The sequence below is a fragment of the Collinsella acetigenes genome (assembly GCF_012844445.1).
GTDB classification, from domain to species: Bacteria; Actinomycetota; Coriobacteriia; order Coriobacteriales; family Coriobacteriaceae; genus Collinsella; species Collinsella acetigenes.
On the sequence record NZ_JABBCP010000006.1, the window covers coordinates 1 to 20682 of the forward strand.

Below are 20682 nucleotides of genomic sequence, written 5' to 3' on the forward strand. Positions count from 1 at the left end.
CCTTATCAAGTTATACTTCCGTACACATTCGCTCATACTTCGAATTGGTATGATTTAGTGCATCTGTCCCGGATGGAGTCGATATGCTATCGCTCCACCCGCGGTATCCGGTTCTCAAGGTACCCGCGCCGGCCCGCCTGTCGGCTGCCGTCGCGCAGGGATTAATGATGCCAGAGGCGAGGCCCCTCTGGGCCGGGAATATCGGTCTCCACGTTTCGCACACAATTGGGGGGGCGGCCCTACCCGGATCGCCTGGACAGGCGCTGCCGTTCCATGCCGCAGGGGGGGCGGGCCCGCGGGCGCGGGGCCCTCACATATACGAAGGCCCCGGTATCCGAAACGCGGCGCACGCCCCTCCAATCGGAACATGCGCCGCGACTTTTGCGATCTCGCCTATATCTATATATGTACCGGCCCTACATCGGTGTACAAAATGGCCGGCTTTCGCTAGATGCCGCCGTACTCGCCTTTCACGATGGCGGTGCCGGCCTCGAGCATCTCGTCGCGAAGCTCAATCGTTCCGGCCTCGGCATATATACGCACGACGGGCTCGGTACCGCTAGGACGAAGCAGCAGCCAAGACTCATCATCAAACTCCATGCGCAGGCCATCGCGATGGCTCACATGCACCGGCGCCCTGCCCACAATGTTTTGAGGGTTCAGCCCCGGCATAAGCGTCCGAAGCATTTCCACTTCCTCGTTTTGCAGGCGGATATCGCGACGAGCATAGGCAACGGGGCCATAATGCTCATCAAGCTCGTCGATGAGCTGGCCCAGAGTTTTATGCTCCTTCGCCATCATCTCGCACAGCAAAACGTGTGCATACAGACCATCGCGCCCAGGAAAGCGCTCGGGAAAACCAATCCCCCCGGTTTCCTCGCCACCAATGATCACGCCGCCCTTTACCATCTCCTCATATATGTATTTAAAACCGATGGGCTTTATCGCGAGGGGCAAACCGAGCTCACGAGCCATGCGACGCGTCTGAATTGAACCCGTAAGGCCCATGGCAACACGCCCATGGGCGCCGTGGTGCTTAACCAGATGCCCCAGAACAAGCGTAAAGACCCGATGGGCGTCGATGTAGCGTCCGCGCTCGTCGACTGCAGAAATACGGCTGCCGTCTCCGTCACAGATAAGGCCGGCATGAGCCTTGGAGGAGAGGACCATCCGCTCGCAATCGTCCACCCACGGCTCAATGGGCTCGGGGCGCAAGGTCTGTGCATCAGGCTCGTCCGTACCGTGGATCTCAATCGTCTGCACGCCGAGAGGGCCCAGTACAGCGGGAAGATACCCGCGAGCCGAGCCATACATGGGGTCATACACCAATTGCAAACCGGCCTCGGCAATCGCCTGAGTATCGATGTTCGAAAAAAGGCTTTCGAGATATGGCGAGACGATATCCTTCTCGATAAGGGGACCGCGTGCCTCGGTAGCCTCAAGAGGAATGGACTCCTCCAACGCGTCAATCACATCGGCAGTGCCCGTGCCACCATCGGCCATACGAACCTTAATACCCAGGTAATCGCTTGAATGATTGGAACCCGTAATCATCAGGCCGCCGCATGCGCGCGGATCGTTTGCAATCGCCCAAGACAGCGCCGACGTAGGCGTGTAGCGATCGGAAATCATGGCAACAAGGCCAGCGCCCGCAACAACCATGCCCGCAAGACGCGCCGCCTGCTCCGCACCCTCGCGGGTGTCATATCCTATGTAGACGATGGCACCCGAATCGGTGCGAGACCACATCTGCGCCGCCGCATCCGCAAGGCGCACGACGTTTTCTTCCGTAAAGTCGCCGTCACGCCGTGCGTACCAGCCGCCTGTTCCAAAATGAATAATCGTGCTCATCTGCACTCTTTCTTACTCAATAAGGGCCGCACAAGCCGCGCGACCCACACATGCATCTGCCACCAGAATAGTCACTCTTCGACAAGCCGATGGCATGCGTCAAGCTCCTCGGCGATAGCACATGTCGATGCAGGCGTAGCCCCACAGCACGTGCCGATGATGCGAGCGCCATCGATCGCCCATTGTACAGAAGCGGTGGCGAGGGCCTCGGCATCTTCGCTCCACCTGAGGCAGCCCTCATCATCGCGCACCGGAAGACTCGCGTAGGGACGCACCATGATATATCCGTGCGAAGAGCTTGCCATACGCGGCACGCACAACGTCGCCGCAGCGATAGAACAGCAGTTAACGCCCACCGCTGTAGCACCGTGCTTCTCGGCCCAAATGCAGGCCGCCTCGACATTCAGGCCATCACCCAGCAGATTGCCCTCGTCATCGACAGCAAAGCTGATAAACATAGGCATGCCATCTGCAACATCTGCAACACCAGCGACAGCAGGCTCGAGGTCACGAATTGACGTAAAGGTCTCGAGCATACATGCCTGGACACCCGCGGCGAGCAAGGCGTGCGCTTGCTCACGATAGGCGTCCCGTGCAAGACGATATTCTGGCTCATCCTTGTGAAACCACTCGATGCCGCACGGGCCAATCGAACCTACAAGATTTTGACCACCCGCCGCATGAGCTGCTGCCACGGCCTCCGCGCACACCAGATTGACGCTCGACTCGATATGATCGCGCTTGAGCGCAGGCGCTGTTGCCTGGAATGTATTCGTGAGCAAAATCTGAGCGCCCGCATCGGCATATTGCTGATGAATACGCGTAACCTCCTGAGGCTCCGCCACATTCCAATAGGCAGCGGGAACATCTTGGGCGCCCAGCTCCGACGCGAGCATCGTCCCAACAGGCCCCTGCATGAGCACGGCGCCCGTCGAAAGAAGACCGAGCAAGCGATCGGCGCCCGCCCGGTCATAAGAATCGGTTGAATACAGTTGATTTTGGTCTTGGTCCATCGGTCTAATCCTTGCCGAGCCGATTATTCCTCGCCGATGCTTATACCCTGCTTCTCGAGATAATGCAGCCACCGTGTCATCGTATCCTCAGATACTGCATGCTCCATCATGCAGGCCTCTGCATCAGCGCGCTCGGCATCGACACCGAGCTCTTGCGTTAGGAAGGCATTCAAAAGTCGATGGCGATACCACACCGCTCGCCCCAGCTCGCGGCCTTTCTCGGTAAGCAGAACCTTGCCGTAGTGAGATTGCTCGACCAAACCACGCTCCTTGAGCGCACTGATGGCCTTATTAACCGACGCCTTCGAGACATCGAGGTGCTGGGCGATATCGACAGAGCGGATGGCTTCGCTAGAACCGTTCTCTTCCTCGATGCGAACAATGCACTCGAGATAATCTTCATTTGCAACTGTGAGATGCAGCTCACGGGAAGCATCAGTGGTATCCATAGGCACACGTCCTTCCTAAACCGTACCCCTAGTGTAGCGCAACGGCGCCACAAGCCAACGACCCGACCGTGCTAGAGTAACAGTCGTCAGCACATTGAGCATAAGGAGTCATTATGTCTGATACCCCGATGAGCGACGTCGTACAGCGCTTCTTCCGCTACGTTCAGGTTGATACACAATCTGCCGACGAGCACTGCGACCAGGTTCCCTCGACCGCCTGCCAGTTTGATCTTGCCAATCTTTTGGCTGACGAGCTGCGCGCACTTGGCGCTGAGGACGCCTACGTAACCGAGAGCTGCTACGTTGTTGCGCACATCCCCGCAAGCAAAGGCGCCGAAGATAAGCCCGCACTTGGTCTTCTCGCCCATATCGACACCACCGAGGCCGCCCCTGGCTTTGGCGTAAAGCCCCATATCGTGCACTACGAGGGCGGAAACTTGGTCGCCGGCGTTGTCGATGGCAACGAAGTCGCAATCGGCCCCGACATGCTTTCCGACCTTGATGGCCTGGTGGGCGAAGACATCATCTGCTCGGATGGTTCCACGCTGCTGGGCGGCGACGACAAGGCCGGCGTTGCCGAAATCATGGCGCTCGTGGCGCGCATTCACGAGGATCCCTCCATCAAACATCCGCGCCTTGGCATCTGCTTTTGCCCTGACGAGGAAATCGGCCACGGCGCCTCGCTTCTGGACATTCCCGCGTTTGGATGCACCTACGGCTACACCGTTGACGGCGGTGCCGTGGGCGAGCTTGAGTGGGAGTGCTTCAACGCCGCCGAGGCAACTGTTCGTTTTGAGGGCTACTCCATCCATCCCGGATCTGCCAAGAACCGCATGGTGAATGCAAACGACCTGTTCGTCCAATTCCAGAGCCTGCTGCCCGCACATATGCGTCCCGAGCACACCGACGGCTATGACGGCTTTATCCACTGCGAAAGCGTCTCGGCAACCGTCACCCATGCCACCGCTCGCTATATCATCCGCGATCACGATGCCGAGCTGTTCCAGCAAAAGATCGACCTCATGCAGCGTGCCGCCGATTTTATGAATAACGAGCTCGACCGTCCGCGCGTGACCGTCGAAATCAAGCAGCAGTATCGCAACATGGCAGAAATCGTAAAAGACTATCCGCAGCTCGTACAGATCGTCTGCGATTCATACGAGGCCCTGGGTATCAAACCCCTCGTCCTGCCCATCCGCGGTGGCACCGATGGCGCACAACTCTCTTTCCGCGGTCTCCCCTGCCCCAACCTGGGCACAGGCGGCTATTGCGGCCACAGCGTGAATGAATTTGTTGTCGTCTCGCAGATGGAGCGCGTCGTTGACGTTTTGCAGGAGCTTGCACGTCGCTTTGCCGAGTAACAGCGCTTTAAAGCAAGCGCCCCTCAAGCAAGCGCCTCTCGTCTCTTGCTCACAAAAAAGCCGCCGAGCTTGTGCCCGGCGGCTTTCTTTTTTAGTCCTCAGAGCTCGTTTCTTCTTCCGATGACGACGATGTGCCCTTATCGGTTCCGTTGCTAAACGAACGGGAATCATTGTTGGCAAGGTCGGCAATCGTACTCGACTCGCCCGAGGAGGAGCCCATGGACTGCGGGCCTTGCGGATCCTCACCGGCATCGACGCGCTCCATCATCTCCTTGAGCTTGTCCTCGTAGACAAAGACGTAACTCTGGCCGTCGATGTATGTATCCTCGCCCGCCCAAGACGGCAAGTTGGCCGACCACATGCTATCGGTATCCATGCCACGCATCGCGTTCGCGAGCGACACGATATCCTGCACGCCCAGATCGGTGACGACCATGTCGGAGAGAGACTCGATGACACCAGGCAGGCGCGTGATGTCCATGTTGTTGAGCACTGCGTTCGCAAGGGCACCGATGACCTGGCGCTGATGGCGCATACGCGTATAGTCGCCGTCGGCATACTGGTGACGCGCGCGGCAATACGTAAGCGCCGTCTCGCCATCCATGTGCTGCTGCCCCGGCTCAATCTTAACCGGACCGGCCTCCGGGTCATCCACGCCGTCGGTAGCGTTGATATCGATGCCGCCCACAGCGTCCACAAGGGTCTTCATGCCATCAAAGCTGATCTCGGCATAGTGGGCGATTTCGACATCGCACAGCTCGTTAACGGCATTGACCATGCCTTCGGCGCCATCGTAGGCGTGCGTTGCATTGATCTTCATGGTCGAACCCTTGTACTCGACCTTCGTATCGCGCGGAATGGAGATGAGCGTGACCTGTTTGGCCTTAGGGTCAACACGCGCAAGGATGATGGAGTCGGCACGATAGGCAGTGTCTCCCGGACGGCCATCGGTTCCCAGCAGCAGCATGTAGAACGGATCGCGCGTGACATCGGAATCGGTAAGAGACGAAAGCAGTCCGCTGGTAATGATCTCGCCGTTATTGAGCTTGGAAACAATCTTGCCAAACCACAGACCGCATGCCGTAACGCCTGCGATAAGCACGCCCATGAGCGTAAGCAAAATCGTGCGGCGGATGCGCTTTCCGCGTTGGCGCTGACGAGCGCGCTCTGAATAGCGGGCCACGTTCGTGCGACTGTAAACGCGGCTGCTCGATTCGTCAGCCGCAGCACGCATCTGCTGTACGGATTTTTTTCTCATAAGAAGGACCTGTCTAGTCGTCAATAGGATCGGGGACGGTGACGCGCTCCACATGCGCCCCCAGCTCTACGAGCTTCTTTACGAAGTGCTCGTATCCACGGTCAATGTGATGGATAGCAGAAACCTCAGTCGTTCCGTCGGCAATAAGACCAGCGACGGCAAGCGCAGCGCCACCGCGCAAATCGGGAGAGGTGACCTGAGCGCCCGAGAAGCCCTTGACGCCATGAATCATGGCGTGGTGACTCTCGATGCGAATGTTTGCCCCCATGCGCACAAGCTCAGAGGCGAACATGAAGCGATTCTCGAAGATGTTCTCGGTGATGACAGAGCTGCCATCTGCCAGAGCGGAAAGAACCATAACCTGAGCCTGCATGTCGGTGGGGAAACCCGGGAACGGCAAGGTCTGGATGTCCACCGGGCGAATGGTGTCAACGCGGTACACGCGCACACCGCCCTCGATGCGCTCAAAATCGATGCCCATGAGCTCGAGCTTTTTAAGAACCATGCCCAAATGGTGCGGAGCGAATCCAACCACCTCAACACCGGCATCGCCAGCCATCAAAGCGCCCGCAACGATAAAGGTACCGGCTTCGATGCGATCACCAATCACGCGATGCGTGACAGGATGCAGCTCAGAAACGCCCTCGATCGTAACGACAGGGGTTCCGGCACCGGTGATCTGGGCGCCCATCTCGTTGAGCATGTTAGCGAGGTCAACGATCTCGGGCTCGCGCGCGGCGTTATCGATAACCGTGGTGCCCTTAGCGCGAACCGCAGCCATGATGAGATTCTCCGTGGCGCCTACGCTCGCAAACTCAAGCGTAACGGTCTCGCCATGCATTCCCTCGCCGGCGTCGGCATAGATGTAGCCATGCTCGGTATCGAACTTCACGCCCAGGGCCTCAAGACCCAAAATGTGCATATCGATCTTGCGGGCACCCAGGTTGCAGCCGCCGGGCATTGCGATTTTCGCCTTGCCCATACGGCCCAGCAACGGACCGAGGACCGCCGTAGACGCGCGCATTTTGGCAACGAGTTCGTACGGCGCCTCCCACTGATCGACAGCAGAAGTATCGATAACCAAACTATGCTCGTCCACGACCTCGATCGTGGCACCCATGCCCTTAAGAACCTTGCCCATCACGTGTACGTCGGAAATATTGGGCACATTGGTAAGGGTGGTTTTGCCCGGAGCAAGCAAGGTTGCAGCCATGAGCTTGAGCGCAGAGTTCTTAGCGCCCGAAACGCACACGCGTCCCTCAATCGGATGACCACCTTCAACGCGGATGATATCCAAACCTGTCCCTTTCAAAAAAAGGCCCGGGAGCACAAGTCTCCCGGGCATGATGTCCATCGCATTGTTGGCAGAGGATGAACCCTCAATACCTATTTTGCAAGCAGTAGCTTACACCATGCGATTTCATTATAAAGGTAGGCGCGACGCGCATCGTCTTCCGACAGATTCCTCAGGTTGTCTTCAAAACCTTGAAGTTCAACCTTAACCTTCTCGGCATCGACATCCGCCAGATCGCAGGCCCGCTCGGCCAGCACGATAACGGTGTCGTCGGCAATTTGAGCATAGCCGCCGCCCACCGCAAATGTGCGGTCGACCGTGCCCATCTCCTTGTCACACACGCGCACGTAACCGTCCGTGATGGTACAGATCTCGTTCGCGTGCTTGGGAAGGATGCCGCACTCGCCGTCCGTAGAGGGCACAACCACAAAGGCAGCCTCGCCCTCATAGGCACAATGTTCCGGACATACGATACGGATGAGCATGGCTTACTTCTCCCCCATCTTGGCAGCGCGCTCGCGCACGTCGTCAATCGTGGATGCATAGCGGAAAGCCTGCTCGGGCAGGTCGTCGCACTCGCCGTCGACGATTGCGGCAAAGGAGCGAACGGTGTCCTCGACGCGGATGTACACGCCGGGGTTACCGGTGAACTGCTCTGCCACGTGGAACGACTGGGACAGGAACTGCTGAAGCTTACGAGCGCGGTTAACCGTAAGGCGCTGCTCCTCGGAAAGCTCGTCCATGCCCAAGATGGCGATGATGTCCTGAAGGTCGGAGTACTCCTGCAGGAGCTCCTGAACCTTGACGGCCACGCGGTAGTGCTCCTCGCCCACGACCGCAGGGTCGAGAGCGTCGGAAGAGGACGCCAGCGGGTCGATAGCCGGATACAGGCCGAGCTCAGCGATGGAACGCGAAAGAACGGTCGTTGCATCCAGGTGGGTGAACGTCGTTGCCGGAGCCGGGTCGGTCAGGTCGTCTGCGGGGACGTAAACAGCCTGGACGGAAGTGATGGAACCGGTCTTGGTAGAGGTAATGCGCTCCTGGAGGTCGCCCATCTCGGTTGCCAGCGTGGGCTGGTAACCAACGGCGGACGGCATACGGCCCAGAAGTGCGGAAACCTCGGAACCTGCCTGAGAGAAGCGGAAGATGTTATCGATGAAGAGCAGAACGTCCTGGCCACGATCGCGGAAGTACTCCGCAGTGGTAAGGCCCGCCAGACCGATGCGCAGACGCGCTCCGGGCGGCTCGTTCATCTGACCGTAGACCAAGCAGGTCTTATCGATAACGCCAGACTCGCTCATCTCGAGGAACAGGTCGGTGCCCTCACGGGTACGCTCGCCGACGCCCGTGAATACGGACGTACCGCCGTGCTCCTGTGCGAGGTTGTTGATGAGTTCCTGAATCAGAACGGTCTTGCCAACGCCGGCGCCGCCGAACAGGCCCGTCTTGCCGCCACGGATGTAGGGCTCGAGCAGGTCGACTGCCTTGATGCCGGTCTCGAAGATCTCGGTCTTGGTGGTGAGCTCGTCAAACGCCGGCGCCGGATGATGGATGGGGTAGTACTCATCGATCTGGGGCATGGGCTTGCCATCAACGGGCTGGCCGATGACGTTCCAGATGCGGCCGAGGGTCTCGGGACCGACGGGCATCTTCATGGGCTCACCGGTATCGGTTGCGGTGAGGCCGCGCTGCAGGCCGTCGGTAGAAGTCATAGCGACCGTGCGGACCACGCCGCCGGGCAGCTGGGACTCAACCTCGAGAACCGTGCTCAGATGCCCCATGGGGGTATCGGCCTCGACCGTCAGTGCGTTGTAGATCGAGGGGACCTGGCCGTCGAACTTAACGTCGACAACAGGGCCGATAACGCGAACGACGCGTCCTTCGCCTGCGGTCTCCCGCTTCGTGGCCTCCTCGACCGCCGCTTGTACGGTGGTTTCTGCCATTAGTGTTCCTCCAATGCTGCGGCTCCTGCCACGATCTCATTGAGCTCGGTGGTAATGGAAGCCTGACGTACGCGGTTATACATACGGGTGAGAGTCGCGATAATCGTGGTAGCGTTCTCCGTTGCCGAGTGCATCGCCTTACGCCTTGCGCCCTGCTCGGCGGCCGCCGAATCGATGAGCGCTTGGTGAATGATGGTCAGAACGTAAGAGGGAACCAGCTCCCCCAAAACATGCTGAGCACTCGGAATAAACTTGAACGACGACGAAACGCGCTTGGGGCCCTCATCCTCGTTCTTGCGAGGACCATGAGCCATAGCGACCATCTCGGGATCGAGCGGAAGCAGATGCTCGACACGCAGCTGCTGATCGACGCGGTTGCGAGCGTGATGGTACACAACCTCGACGCGGTCAAGCTCACCTGCAACATAGCTGTCACAGATGTAGTCGGCAATCATGCGCGCGTCTTCCAGACGAGGGTCTGCCGAGAAGCCTTCAAACTTCATGACGACATTTCCCCTGCTGGAGAAATACTCGCTTGGCTTGCGGCCGCATGTGATGATCTGGCCCTCGATGCCTTCATTGCGCCATTCGCGAATAATGCGTTCACACTCACGGTCAACGTTCACGTTGAAACCGCCGGCGAGACCGCGGTCGGACGCGATGGCGATCACAAGACCACGCTTGGGCTCTTCATGCACGGCGAGCATAGGATTGTCAGACGCGATGCTGGCATCGGTTGCCACCGTGAGCATGACATCGGTAAGCGCCGTCTTGTAGGGCTCAGCCTGATGCGCGCGATCGAGCGCGCGACGGATCTTGGCCGTAGAGACCATCTCCATCGTGCGCGTGATCTGCTTGGTGCTCGTGACCGAGGAGATTCGCTTCTTGATGTCGCGAAGGTTAGCCATAGAGCCTAGTTCTCCTCGGCACCGCTAGTGCTCTCAGAAGTCTCTGCAAGCTTTGCGGTGTAGTCGTTCTTGAAATCGGAGATTGCCTGCATGAGCTGCTCGTCCAGCTCATCGTCGATCTTCGTGGAGCGCAGCTTTTCGAGAAGCGGCGCATAGGTCTTGGTCATGTAATCGAGAAGCGCGTTACGGAACGGCAGGACCTGGGAGACCGGGAGGTCGTCCACAAAGCCCTTATTGCCGGCGAAGAGCGCAACGATCTGCTCGGTAACATCAAACGGCTTGAAGCGCGGCTGCTTGAGCAGCTCGGTCATGCGGGCACCGTGGGTGAGCTGCTTTTGAGTAGCAGCGTCCAGGTCGGAACCAAACTGCGTAAAGCCGGCGAGCTCGCGGTAAGCGGCAAGGTCAAGACGCAGCGAACCGGAAACCTGCTTCATTGCCTTGGTCTGAGCGGAGCCACCGACGCGGGACACGGAGATGCCAACGTCGACTGCAGGGCGCTGACCCTGGAAGAAGAGCTCGGACTGCAGGTAGATCTGACCATCGGTAATGGAAATAACGTTGGTCGGAATGTAGGCGGAAACGTCGCCGTCCTGGGTCTCGATGATCGGCAGGGCCGTCAGGGAACCATAGCCGTTCTTCTTGGAGAGCTTGCAGGCACGCTCCAGCAGGCGGGAGTGCAGGTAGAAGATGTCGCCGGGGTAGGCCTCACGTCCGGGCGGACGATGCAGCGTCAAGGACATCTGGCGGTAAGCGACAGCCTGCTTGGACAGGTCGTCATAGATGACCAGCACGTGACCGCCGGGGTTGTCCTCGGAAGCAGGCTCGCCATTCTCGCCGTTATACATGAAGAACTCACCGATTGCGGCACCAGCCATAGGCGCGATGTACTGCATAGGAGCGGAGTCTGCAGCGGTAGCAGAAACAATGACCGTATAGTCAAGAGCGCCGTGCTGCTTGAGGGTCTCACGGATGTTTGCAACCGTCGATGCCTTCTGACCGATGGCGACGTAGATACAAATCATATCCTTGCCGCGCTGGTTCAAGATGGCGTCGATGGCGATAGCGGTCTTACCCGTCTTACGGTCGCCAATGATGAGCTCACGCTGACCACGACCGATGGGAATCATCGAGTCGATGGCGAGGAGGCCGGTCTGAACCGGCTCGCACACCGGGGTACGCTCGATAACGCCAGGAGCCTTGAACTCGATGGGGCGCGTATGGGTGGCACGAATCTCACCCAAGCCGTCGATAGGCTGACCCAGCGGATTCACGACACGGCCGAGCATGGCACGGCTTACAGGAATGTCCATGATGCGGCCGGTGGTGCGGCACTCATCGCCCTCCTTGATGATGTCGACCGCGCCAAAAAGCACGGCGCCGACCTCATCGCGGTCGAGGTTCTGGGCCAGACCGTAGACGGTCTCACCAGTATCGCTGCTCTTGAACTCGAGCAACTCGCCGGCCATGGCACCGCGCAATCCGGAGATGCGGGCAATGCCGTCGCCGACCTCGTCAACATGGGAAACCTCCTGCGTGTCAACGGTCGCGGACAGGCTGTCGAGCTTCTCGGCCAGTGCTGCGGCAATGCTTTGAGCATTGATCTCTGACATGATTAGGCTTCACCTCCGTTTGTAATACTCGTAGAAACGAGGGCCTCGCGCGCAGCGCGCAGCTGCGTCTTAACCGAGACGTCGCGGCGCTGACCGCGCGCCTCGAGCACAAGGCCTCCGATGATAGAAGGGTCGACCTTCTCGATGAGGAAGACCTTGCGGCCAAGGTCGCCCTCGCACTTCTCTGTGATAGTGCGGCGCAGCTCGTCGTCGAGCGGAACGGCCGTCGTCACGGTAACGCCCACCACGTCCTCATCCTCTTCGGTCATCTCCTTGAAGAGGGCGACGATCTGAGGAAGAAGATCGAGCTGACCGCGCTCGAACAGGGACATGAGCACGGCGAAAACCTCGGGGGCCGCGTTCGAGATAGCCTCAAGCTCGTTGAGATCGCGGAACACACGGTCCTCGTCCTTCGCAGCCTCCATGAGGGAGCGCGCGTACGTCTCCAGCACCCTGTCCTGCATGCGGCTATTAGGCATTCAGGCTACCCGCTTCCTTGACATAGCGCTCGATAAGGCGACGCTGCTCGCCGTCCTGGTCGAGCGTCTCGCCCACGATCTTGGAGGCGACGGAAACGGAAAGGTCTGCAATAGAGGCGGCAGCAGCTGCGTAGATGGCATTGCGCTCGTCCTCGGCATTGGCATGGGCCTTGGCGATGATGTCCTCGGCCTCCTTGTGCGCTGCCTCGATGATGCGAGCGCGCTCGGCCTCGGCATCCTTGCGGGCCTCAAGAACGATGTCTGCAGACTTACGGCGGGCGTCGGTGACGAGCTCGTCGTACTCCTTGCGAGAGGCGATAGCCTTCTTCTTGGTGGTCTCGGCTTCGTCCAGACTCTCCTGGATACGCTTACCGCGCTCATCCATCATCGAGAGGATCTGCGGCCAAGCGAACTTGGCGAGCACGACCCAGATGATAAGGAAAGCGATCAGCGCAGGGATGAACTCGGCCATCTTGGGGATGAGGATCTCCGCTTTATTGGAAGACTCCTCAGCAAACGCCTGGGCAGGCACCGCGAGCACGAAACTCGAGATGGCAGCCGCGACGGTTGCGCGGTTGATCTGCTTCATGTTGTTCTCCTTCTGGGACACGATATGCGACTTCCCTAGGAGATCAGCGTAACGACGAAGCCGATGAGGCCCAGAGCCTCGGTAAAGGCGGATGCCAGAATGAAGACGGTGAAGGCACGACCCTGGACCTCAGGCTGGCGGGCCATTGCGCTCGTTGCGCCGAACGCTGCGAGACCAATTGCAAGGCCGGCACCGATTACGCCAAGACCATATCCGATAACTCCCACGATTCCTCCTTTGTCGTGCACCTGTGTGCATGATTACCTATGCTGTTAAGGGCGTGCGGGAAGCCGCGCCCTTAGACACCGAAATGAATGGGGCGCGCCCTAGTGGGCATCCGCCTCGGCGATTTGAATGTACACGGCAGACAAAACCGTGAACACGTACGCCTGAACAAACGCGACGATAAGCTCGACCGCGTAGATGATGAGCAGAATGAGAACCCAAGCCACACTAGGAAGCGCGCCCACCGCGTTCATGGCGGAGAAATGCGCGAGTAGGGGCTGGGCGAAGATGCTCGCCATGATGGCGAACGAACCCATAACGATGTGTCCGGCGAACATGTTGCAGAACAGACGAACGGCAAGCGTCACCAAACGGAGCAGAAGCGAAAAGACCTCGATAACCCACACGAAGATGTTCATGGGGAACGAAACGCCTGCAGGAGCAAGGCTCTTGAGGTAGCCGAAAAGACCGTGCTTCTTCACACCGAAATACAGGAAGTAGATGAAGGAGACCAGGGCGACGGCGGCAGTACAGCCTATTGCGCCCGTGCCGGGCTTCATGCCGGGCACCAGGCCGATGAAGTTGTTGATCAAGATGAAGAAGAACAACGTCGCCAAAAACGGGAAGTGCTGGCGCCAATTGGAGCCGACAACGCCCTTGGCGATATCATCCTCAACATACTCGATGACCCACTCGACGCCATTTACGAAAAAGCCTTTGGGAGCCAAAGACTGCTTTTTCACAAATGCGAAAATAACAGCCAGAAGCACAACACCCGCGATGAGCAGCCAAAGCGAATATTGGGTGAGACCAACATTCAAATCGCCGACAACAGGCGTCGAGGAGAACTCGGCAACGAGCTCTGCAATTGCATCTGGGAGCTTGGCGAACGCGTCCAAGATTCCACCTTTCTCATGCCGCCGGGTACACCCGGAGACTCTTTCCTACTCGGCCGCGATGACGAGGCACGCGACCACAACAGAGCCGGCGAGGAAACCGCCGATCTCTCCTGCCACAAACGCGACAAGGACGCCGTGAAACAGCAAGTGAACAACTACGATGCCAAGCAGCAGAGCCACAAACGACGCACCGACGCTCAACATCCCCTTGGTCATATTGGCCTCGCGTCCACGCCGAAGCACCGGCTCCAATGCCAGCCACATCGGCAAAAACGCGAAGACGCCCACCACCACGCCGGCCAGCACGAAGGGGCCGTGAGCTGAGAGCTCGAAGGCAAGCATGCCCTCCCCCTTTCACGTGGCCTCGTGACAGATGTATCACCAGGGTCCACAGACGTTGCAACTATTCTAGGCACCCAAATCCAAAAATCAACCGCTTCTTTTTGTCATGAAATCACGAAAAAAAGGAATACGATCGAATACGCGCTGGTAGCGAATAATGCCCCGGTTAGCTTTCGGAAGAAAAACGACAAATGATAATTAATCATCACATGTTTGACATTTTTTGATGATCAGTTTTCACCGTCGCCTTGTCGCCCGAACGCTCCAAACCATATCGGCCCCCAATACACGTGGGTCCTATTTTGCAGCCTAGTTGTCGCGATACAGCAAGCACAATGCGCAATCCGACCGTGAGCGTTCCGTATTCAGTCGCAAACGGCGCTTTTTGCCGTCAAAAACAAACCCTCCTACCGAAAATCGATAGGAGGGTTTGCTCAAAACCGTTTGTGTTTTTTCGTTTTACTTCGTTCCAAAGATACGATCGCCGGCATCACCAAGCCCGGGCACGATATAAGCCCTCTCGTTCAGGCGCTCGTCGATAGAACACGTAAACAAACGAACATTCTCGTCGGCGTCAAGGACAGCCTTGATTCCCTCGGGGGCCGCGATGATCACAAGCAGACGGATATCTTTCACGCCCTGCTCGCGCAGGTACTGAATCGCCGCGATGGCCGAACCACCGGTGGCCAGCATAGGGTCGACGACCAAACATATACGTTTGTCTATATCGGCCGGCATCTTGCAGTAGTACTCGTGAGGCTCGTGGGTCTCCTCATCGCGATACATACCGATATGACCCACGCGTGCCGCGGGAACAAGTTCGAGCAAGCCGTCGACCATACCCAAGCCCGCACGAAGGATGGGAACGACAGCGACCTTACGGCCAGAGATCTTCTTGCACACAGTCTTGCAAACAGGCGTGGTTACGTGCACATCTTCAAGAGGGAAATCGCGCGTTGCCTCGTATCCCTCAAACAGGCCGAGCTCCTTCACGATCTCGCGGAACTGCTTTGAGCCGGTATTCGCATCGCGCAGAATCGACAGTTTATGTTGCACCATCGGATGGACGACAACGGTCACGCGCGTCATATCGAACTCTTCTGCCATATCCCCTCTTCTCTCCCCCGTAAACATCGCGCACTAATATATAGAACCATGCACTATATATACTACTAAGGTTTATGGGCCGCGATTACCTGTTGTCGTTCGCCATGATCTTGTCGACACGCTGCTGATGCCTGCCGCCACCGAACTCGGTGGTAAGGAATGTCTTGATGATTTGCTTGTTCACGTCAAGATCAACAAAGCGACCGGAAAGACAGACCACGTTACCGTCGTTGTGCTCGCGGAAGAGCGCCGCGAACTCGGGCGTGGTAATAGAAGAGGCGCGGATGCCTGCAACCTTATCCGCCGTGAGAGCCATACCGATACCCGTACCGCATACAAGCACGCCGTACTCGGCGTCTCCGTTGGCTACCGCGTGGGCAACTTTGTTGGCAAAGTCGGGGTAATCGACACGGTCGTCGGAATCGGGGCCAAGGTCGAGAACGTCTTGCGCAAGATCCTCTGCAAGATAGGCAGCCAAGAGCTGCTTTTGCTCGAATCCGGCATGATCTGATGCGATTGCAACACGCATGTTTGATGTCCTTTCCGACATGTCGTTTCGATAATGACAGGGCGTGCCGAACAGCCAGACAGAGCTCCCGACAAAAATGAGCATCGGGGAATACAGCACGTCCCACGTTCACTGTACCACGTATAAGGCCCTATTGAGTGGTCCTCGCGCGCGCCACGGCATCATGCCAACCCGCGAGGTTGAAGTTCACCTGAGCCGTATCGCCCGCTGGGGCAAAGGTCTTTGCCTCGCCCACGTTTTGCAGCAAATCCTCGTGATCTTCCCAGTAGCCAACAGCCAAACCCGCAAGATAGGCGGCGCCCAGGGCAGTGGTCTCGAGAGATTCGGCCTGCACAATGGGAATGCCTAGAAGATCTGCCTGAAACTGCATGATGAATTCGTTGCGAGAGGCCCCGCCGTCGACGCAAAGACTTGGCAGCTTGATGCCCGAATCTGCCTCCATGGAGCGCAAGACATCGTAGCTTTGATACGCCATGGATTCGCACGCCGCGCGTACGATGGTCGCGCGGTCGGATGCAGTAGTGAGCCCGCAGATCATCGCGCGAGCGTTCGGATCCCACCAAGGGGCGCCCAAGCCGCTAAATGCAGGGACGAAATAGCATCCCGAATTACCCTCCACCGAGCGGCAGATTGCAGCAGTTTCCCCTGCGCTCGCGATGATGCCCATTTTGTCGCGCAGCCACTGGATGGTCGATCCCGCATGAAAGATGGATCCCTCGAGGGCATAGCTGATCTTTCCGCCCTCAGCGATGCCGATAGTAGAGACCAGACCATGCGCAGACTCCACGATTGTCTCGCCCGTATTCATGAGCATGAAGCAACCGGTACCGTACGTATTCTTAGCAGCGCCCGGCTCAAAGCACCCGTGGCCAAACAGCGATGCCTGCTGATCGCCGGCAACGCCCATGATGGGGGGCATGTGCGTCATGATCTCGCTCGATACGCGGCCAAAATCACCCGAACTCCAGCGGACCTCGGGCATCATGGAGCGAGGAATATCGAGGTGCCCCAGCAGATCTTCGTCCCACTCAAGCGTATTGATGTTGAAGAGCATCGTACGGCTCGCGTTGGTGTAGTCGGTTGCATAGGTAACCCCGCCGGTGAGGTTGTAGATAAGCCAGGTGTCGATAGTTCCGAACATCAACTCGCCGGCCTCGGCAGCCTCGTGCGCGCCGCTCACATTGTCGAGAATCCATCGGATCTTGGTGCCCGCAAAATACGGATCAGGGGTGAGACCGGTCTTAGCGCGAATTTCCTCCTCGTAGCCGTCGACGATAAGCTGCTCGGCGAGAGGCGCCGTACGGCGGCACTGCCACACGATGGCGTTGTATATGGGCTGGCCGCTGTCACGGTCCCACACCACGGTGGTTTCACGCTGGTTGCTGATGCCGATGGCGGCGATGCTATCGGAATGGATGCCGCTTTTGAACTGGACTTCCATCATCACGGCAATCTGCGAGGCAAGAATCTCCATGGGATCTTGTTCCACCCAGCCCGGATGAGGACAGATGGTCTTGAGCGGTTTGGACGCTTGGGCAACGATGCAACCGTACTCGTCCACAATCACGGCGCGCACTGAAGTAGTACCTGAGTCTAGGGCCATGATGTAGTTGTTGCCGGTTGATACGGAAATCGTGTCGACCAAGCCCAGGTCTTTCAGCGAAAACGGCATGGTTAGCATCCCTTCCGAATTGGAATGTTGATATCTGCGGCGCGCAGGGCGGCCTCAAGATCGGATTGGGCAAGAGCGCCCACGCGAAGAAGGGCAATTTGACCCCCTTCGCAAGAAACGATAGTCGAGGCTTCTTGGCAAACCGTTTTGCCACCATCTATCGCAAGGTCCACGCCCGCAAGGATACGTTGCTCAACCTGCTCAAACGAGGCAGGTGCCGGCATGCCGTGCGTATTGGCGCTCGTCACCGCCAAAGGAGAATCGCATGCGCGAACAAGACGCTGAACGCACCCGCATGCGCTTGCGCGCAACGCAACGGTGCCGTCCGCCGCCTGCATATAGAGGGGAACCTCATCGGAAGCCTTCACTACGATAGTGAGGGCACCCGGCCAAAACGCATGAGCAAGAGCATGGGCAGCGCAAGGCACATCCACGCCGTAGCGATCGAGGGCGGATTCATCTGCCACGAGCCATGGAACGGTCTGGGTGAGTTCTCGTCGCTTGAGCGAGAAAATGCGTCGGTACCCGCTCCCCTCGACGGGAAGCTCTGCGCACTGCCCGTAGGCAGCAACGGCAACACCCACGCCATAGACGGTCTCGGTAGGAAGTAGGGCCAATGCGCCCGCGACCAAACAGGAGGCAGCGTCCTTCACGGCAAAATCGCCGCATACGCCTGTACTCATGTTGTAGATACGCCGCATGCATCCATCCCTTTCCAGCACAAATCGTCTTCTCCCCACCACACAGGGCAAGAGGTCAAGTGCTCATTGTTGCACGAAGCGCACATTCGCACCCATGTGGGCATCACATGCGCGACAAACGGAAACATGCGCTCGGCAAAGGGGCACATCTGTGATGGTTATATGATGCAAAAGCGCACTATAGGACGCATACCCGCATTAATCGCGCGTACGAGCTTCCAGCACGCGGGCAGCAACGATGCGAGGGCGACCGGTCAGATCCTCCACGATGCGCACATCTCCCAATCCCGCCTCGCGACACAGCTGAGCCGCCGGATCGCACGCCTTCTCAAAGAGCTCGCAGATAAAAAGACCGCCCTCGCGAAGCATATAGGGAGCAGCATTAAGAAGACGACGAAAAATATCCAGGCCGTCGCTTCCGCCGTCAAGTGCCAGGTGCGGTTCAAAATCGGCCACCTCATGAGGAAGTTCGTCCATCACCTTCGTAGGGATGTACGGGGGATTTGAAACCAATACGTCAAACGTCCCCCATTCGCTCTCGCGATCAAGAGGGGAAACCAGATTTCCTAGACGAATGTCTACCCGCTCGGGAGCGATGTCCAGGCTCTCGCGATTCTTGGTTGCAAGCGCCACGGCACGCGGCTCGATATCGGTCGCTATGCACATTACACGTCCAGCGCGTTCCGCTGCAATGGAAAGAGAGATGCAGCCCGTGCCGCAGCCCACCTCCAAAACCCTCGCGCAACGAGGCTCGGCATCGGAAATCGAACCGTCATCCGCGACAGAAGACTCGGCCACACCTTTGTCCAAGACGTCATCCGACACAGGCTCGAGGGATTCTTCCGGCTCATCATTGAGCTCGTCTGGCTCAATATGACCAAACGTTCCTTCATCGGGACCATCTTGCTGCAAATCATCGGTATCATCCGCAGCTTGGTTTGCCGCCGCCTCGGCCTCGGCACGACGCGCGGCTTCGACCTCGTCGTTCCAGGGCAGTTCAACGCGAACTTTCTGCCCCCGCCCATCGTTGCCCAACACCTCTTGGTCAAGATAGGCAAGCACCTCCTCGACCAGCACTTCCGTCTCGGGACGCGGAATGAGCACGCCGGGTTCACAGGCAACATCGATAGTCCTGAAGGAAGTTTCGCCCGAAATGTACTGCAACGGCTCACCCTTCGCGCGACGCGCCACGGCCTGATGCATAAAGGAGAGCTCATCTGCCGTCAGCGGCGTATCGAAGTTGGTGTAGATCCCGACGCGCGTTAACCCCGTCGCCGCCGAGAGCAACCATTCGGCCGAGAGACGAGGACGCTCGATGCCGTGGGAACCGAGATAATCGGCCGTCCAATCAAGGCATTCTTTCACTGTCCAGTCTTTCTTAGCTGCCATGGCACACTCCATAAAGCGGGTCCGGGTATCGCCTAGCGATTCTAAAGCAGCGATGGCATCTGTCTCTCAACAATGCGAAAAAGCAGGCAACTTGAGATGCCATCACCATCTCAACACGCCGTCTCTCCCCAAATTCCGCGACATCTCTCCCCAAATCAAACAACGCGTGCAAAAAGCCCGGCTGCCAAGAGGCAACCGAGCTTTAAAACAACCGCAACGCAGGCTAACTGCTAGAGATCGAGCATGTAGCGCGAACCGATAAAGTATTGACGGCCAATATAGACAGGCTTGTCATCTTGATCGAGAGCATATGTCGTAATGAACAGCAGCGGCTCGGAAACAGGCACCTGTAAACGGCCCGCGCGCTCGCTCGACGCGCCCATGGCTTCGACCAGAACCTTCTGGTTCTGCACCGGCTTCCTTCCATAAAATTCGTCCAGCAGCTCATAGAGCGAATTTCCCTGAAGGTCGCACCTTGCGAGCTCCTTGTTCTCAACGTAGGGAAGACACATGTTCTCTTCGAAGATGGGCTGCTCGTCAGCCGTGCGCAGACGCTGAACATGCAAGACAAGGTCACCCTCATCGAGACCAAAGAACTCGCGCTCGTCCTGGCGAGCAACGACGATTTCGCGATTGATGAGCTTTGCACCAGGAACGCGGCCGCTCTTGCGGCAAATCTCACTGAAGCTCTGGGGCAGGCCACCCTGCAGCAGCTTTCTGCGCATGCGCGGCTCGCAAACAAACGTGCCCAAACCACGTCGCTTTACCAAAAAACCTGCCGCACTCAAATCCTCGATGGCGCGCCGCACCGTAATACGGCTCACGGCGTATTTGGTCGACAGCTCCGCCTCGGTTGGGATCTTATCCCCCGGAGCATATACACCGTTATCGACAGCATGCTTAATCTCGTCGTATATCTGTTGATACAGCGGCATCTCAAGCTGGCTCATGATGTTCATACTCCTCACTCGGCAGCAGCTCGCTTGCCGCTTGCATGCTCCATAATACAAGGTCATAAGGTCATAGTATCCGCAAAAGGTATATGACCAATCGAACGGTACGA

Annotated in this window: 21 protein-coding genes; 1 reads left to right on the plus strand and 20 read right to left on the minus strand. The window is 58.0% G+C overall.

All coding sequences use genetic code 11. The features are described 5' to 3' along the window. Positions 1 to 447 precede the first annotated feature (447 nt). The 3 genes from HF320_RS07115 to HF320_RS07125 form a co-directional block, all read right to left on the minus strand. Entirely contained in the window at positions 448 to 1851 is a 1404-nt protein-coding gene (locus HF320_RS07115) for a phosphohexomutase domain-containing protein (RefSeq protein WP_169277714.1), read from the minus strand. A 71-nt stretch (positions 1852 to 1922) separates the two neighbouring features. Further along, positions 1923 to 2864: a homocysteine S-methyltransferase family protein gene (locus HF320_RS07120; RefSeq protein WP_248276667.1), complete on the minus strand. Its 942-nt coding sequence runs from the start codon at positions 2862 to 2864 to the stop codon at positions 1923 to 1925. A 23-nt stretch (positions 2865 to 2887) separates the two neighbouring features. Continuing rightward, positions 2888 to 3313 (minus strand): metal-dependent transcriptional regulator, encoded by a 426-nt coding sequence (locus HF320_RS07125; protein WP_169277715.1) that lies wholly within the window; start codon positions 3311 to 3313, stop codon positions 2888 to 2890. 113 nt (positions 3314 to 3426) lie between these two features. Here HF320_RS07125 and pepT point away from each other — a divergent pair, with 113 nt between their 5' ends. Continuing rightward, complete coding sequence (pepT, locus tag HF320_RS07130; RefSeq protein WP_169277716.1) at positions 3427 to 4674, plus strand: peptidase T; 1248 nt, start codon at positions 3427 to 3429, stop codon at positions 4672 to 4674. A gap of 91 nt (positions 4675 to 4765) precedes the next feature. Here the strand turns inward: pepT and HF320_RS07135 are convergent, their stop codons facing one another. The 17 genes from HF320_RS07135 to HF320_RS07215 all read right to left on the minus strand — a co-directional run bounded on the left by HF320_RS07135 (position 4766) and on the right by HF320_RS07215 (position 20569). After that, positions 4766 to 5932 carry an LCP family protein gene (locus tag HF320_RS07135; RefSeq protein ID WP_248276668.1) on the minus strand — a complete coding sequence of 389 codons (1167 nt, stop codon included), beginning with the start codon at positions 5930 to 5932 and terminating at the stop codon, positions 4766 to 4768. Between the two features lie 13 nt (positions 5933 to 5945). After that, positions 5946 to 7229: a UDP-N-acetylglucosamine 1-carboxyvinyltransferase gene (gene murA / locus HF320_RS07140; RefSeq protein WP_169277718.1), complete on the minus strand. Its 1284-nt coding sequence runs from the start codon at positions 7227 to 7229 to the stop codon at positions 5946 to 5948. A gap of 89 nt (positions 7230 to 7318) precedes the next feature. Beyond that, positions 7319 to 7711 (minus strand): ATP synthase F1 subunit epsilon, encoded by a 393-nt coding sequence (gene atpC, locus HF320_RS07145; protein ID WP_169277719.1) that lies wholly within the window; start codon positions 7709 to 7711, stop codon positions 7319 to 7321. Positions 7712 to 7714: 3 nt separating this feature from the next. Then, a complete protein-coding gene (gene atpD, locus HF320_RS07150; RefSeq protein WP_022386336.1) occupies positions 7715 to 9169 on the minus strand; it encodes a F0F1 ATP synthase subunit beta in 1455 nt (484 codons plus the stop codon). After that, on the minus strand, positions 9169 to 10077 hold the full coding sequence (gene atpG, locus HF320_RS07155; protein ID WP_169277720.1) for an ATP synthase F1 subunit gamma: 909 nt from the start codon (positions 10075 to 10077) through the stop codon (positions 9169 to 9171). Before atpG ends, atpD begins: the two co-directional genes overlap by 1 nt. Before the next feature lie 5 nt (positions 10078 to 10082). Then, entirely contained in the window at positions 10083 to 11687 is a 1605-nt protein-coding gene (gene atpA, locus HF320_RS07160; RefSeq protein WP_169277721.1) for a F0F1 ATP synthase subunit alpha, read from the minus strand. A gap of 2 nt (positions 11688 to 11689) precedes the next feature. Continuing rightward, positions 11690 to 12166, minus strand: a complete 477-nt coding sequence (locus tag HF320_RS07165) for a F0F1 ATP synthase subunit delta (protein WP_169277722.1) — start codon at positions 12164 to 12166, stop codon at positions 11690 to 11692. Beyond that, complete coding sequence (atpF, locus tag HF320_RS07170) at positions 12159 to 12755, minus strand: F0F1 ATP synthase subunit B (protein WP_075844158.1); 597 nt, start codon at positions 12753 to 12755, stop codon at positions 12159 to 12161. The genes HF320_RS07165 and atpF overlap by 8 nt, the downstream gene beginning before the upstream one ends. Positions 12756 to 12790: 35 nt before the next feature. Further along, complete coding sequence (locus tag HF320_RS07175; RefSeq protein WP_019127352.1) at positions 12791 to 12982, minus strand: ATP synthase F0 subunit C; 192 nt, start codon at positions 12980 to 12982, stop codon at positions 12791 to 12793. Positions 12983 to 13081: 99 nt separating this feature from the next. Next, the gene (atpB, locus tag HF320_RS07180; protein WP_169277723.1) at positions 13082 to 13879 is read right to left on the minus strand and encodes a F0F1 ATP synthase subunit A; all 798 of its coding nucleotides are present in this window, start codon (positions 13877 to 13879) and stop codon (positions 13082 to 13084) included. Between the two features lie 45 nt (positions 13880 to 13924). Beyond that, a complete protein-coding gene (locus tag HF320_RS07185) occupies positions 13925 to 14221 on the minus strand; it encodes a hypothetical protein (RefSeq protein ID WP_022386342.1) in 297 nt (98 codons plus the stop codon). Between the two features lie 459 nt (positions 14222 to 14680). Further along, positions 14681 to 15328, minus strand: coding sequence for a uracil phosphoribosyltransferase (upp, locus tag HF320_RS07190; protein WP_169277724.1), 648 nt, complete (start codon positions 15326 to 15328; stop codon positions 14681 to 14683). Between the two features lie 85 nt (positions 15329 to 15413). After that, complete coding sequence (gene rpiB / locus HF320_RS07195) at positions 15414 to 15857, minus strand: ribose 5-phosphate isomerase B (RefSeq protein ID WP_169277725.1); 444 nt, start codon at positions 15855 to 15857, stop codon at positions 15414 to 15416. 130 nt (positions 15858 to 15987) lie between these two features. Beyond that, a complete protein-coding gene (gene glpK / locus HF320_RS07200) occupies positions 15988 to 17529 on the minus strand; it encodes a glycerol kinase GlpK (RefSeq protein WP_169277726.1) in 1542 nt (513 codons plus the stop codon). A 2-nt stretch (positions 17530 to 17531) separates the two neighbouring features. Continuing rightward, complete coding sequence (locus tag HF320_RS07205; RefSeq protein ID WP_169277727.1) at positions 17532 to 18230, minus strand: L-threonylcarbamoyladenylate synthase; 699 nt, start codon at positions 18228 to 18230, stop codon at positions 17532 to 17534. 198 nt (positions 18231 to 18428) lie between these two features. Next, the gene (locus HF320_RS07210; RefSeq protein WP_169277728.1) at positions 18429 to 19619 is read right to left on the minus strand and encodes a N5-glutamine methyltransferase family protein; all 1191 of its coding nucleotides are present in this window, start codon (positions 19617 to 19619) and stop codon (positions 18429 to 18431) included. A 230-nt stretch (positions 19620 to 19849) separates the two neighbouring features. Continuing rightward, positions 19850 to 20569, minus strand: coding sequence for a GntR family transcriptional regulator (locus HF320_RS07215; protein WP_169277729.1), 720 nt, complete (start codon positions 20567 to 20569; stop codon positions 19850 to 19852). Between the last annotated feature and the right edge of the window lie 113 nt (positions 20570 to 20682).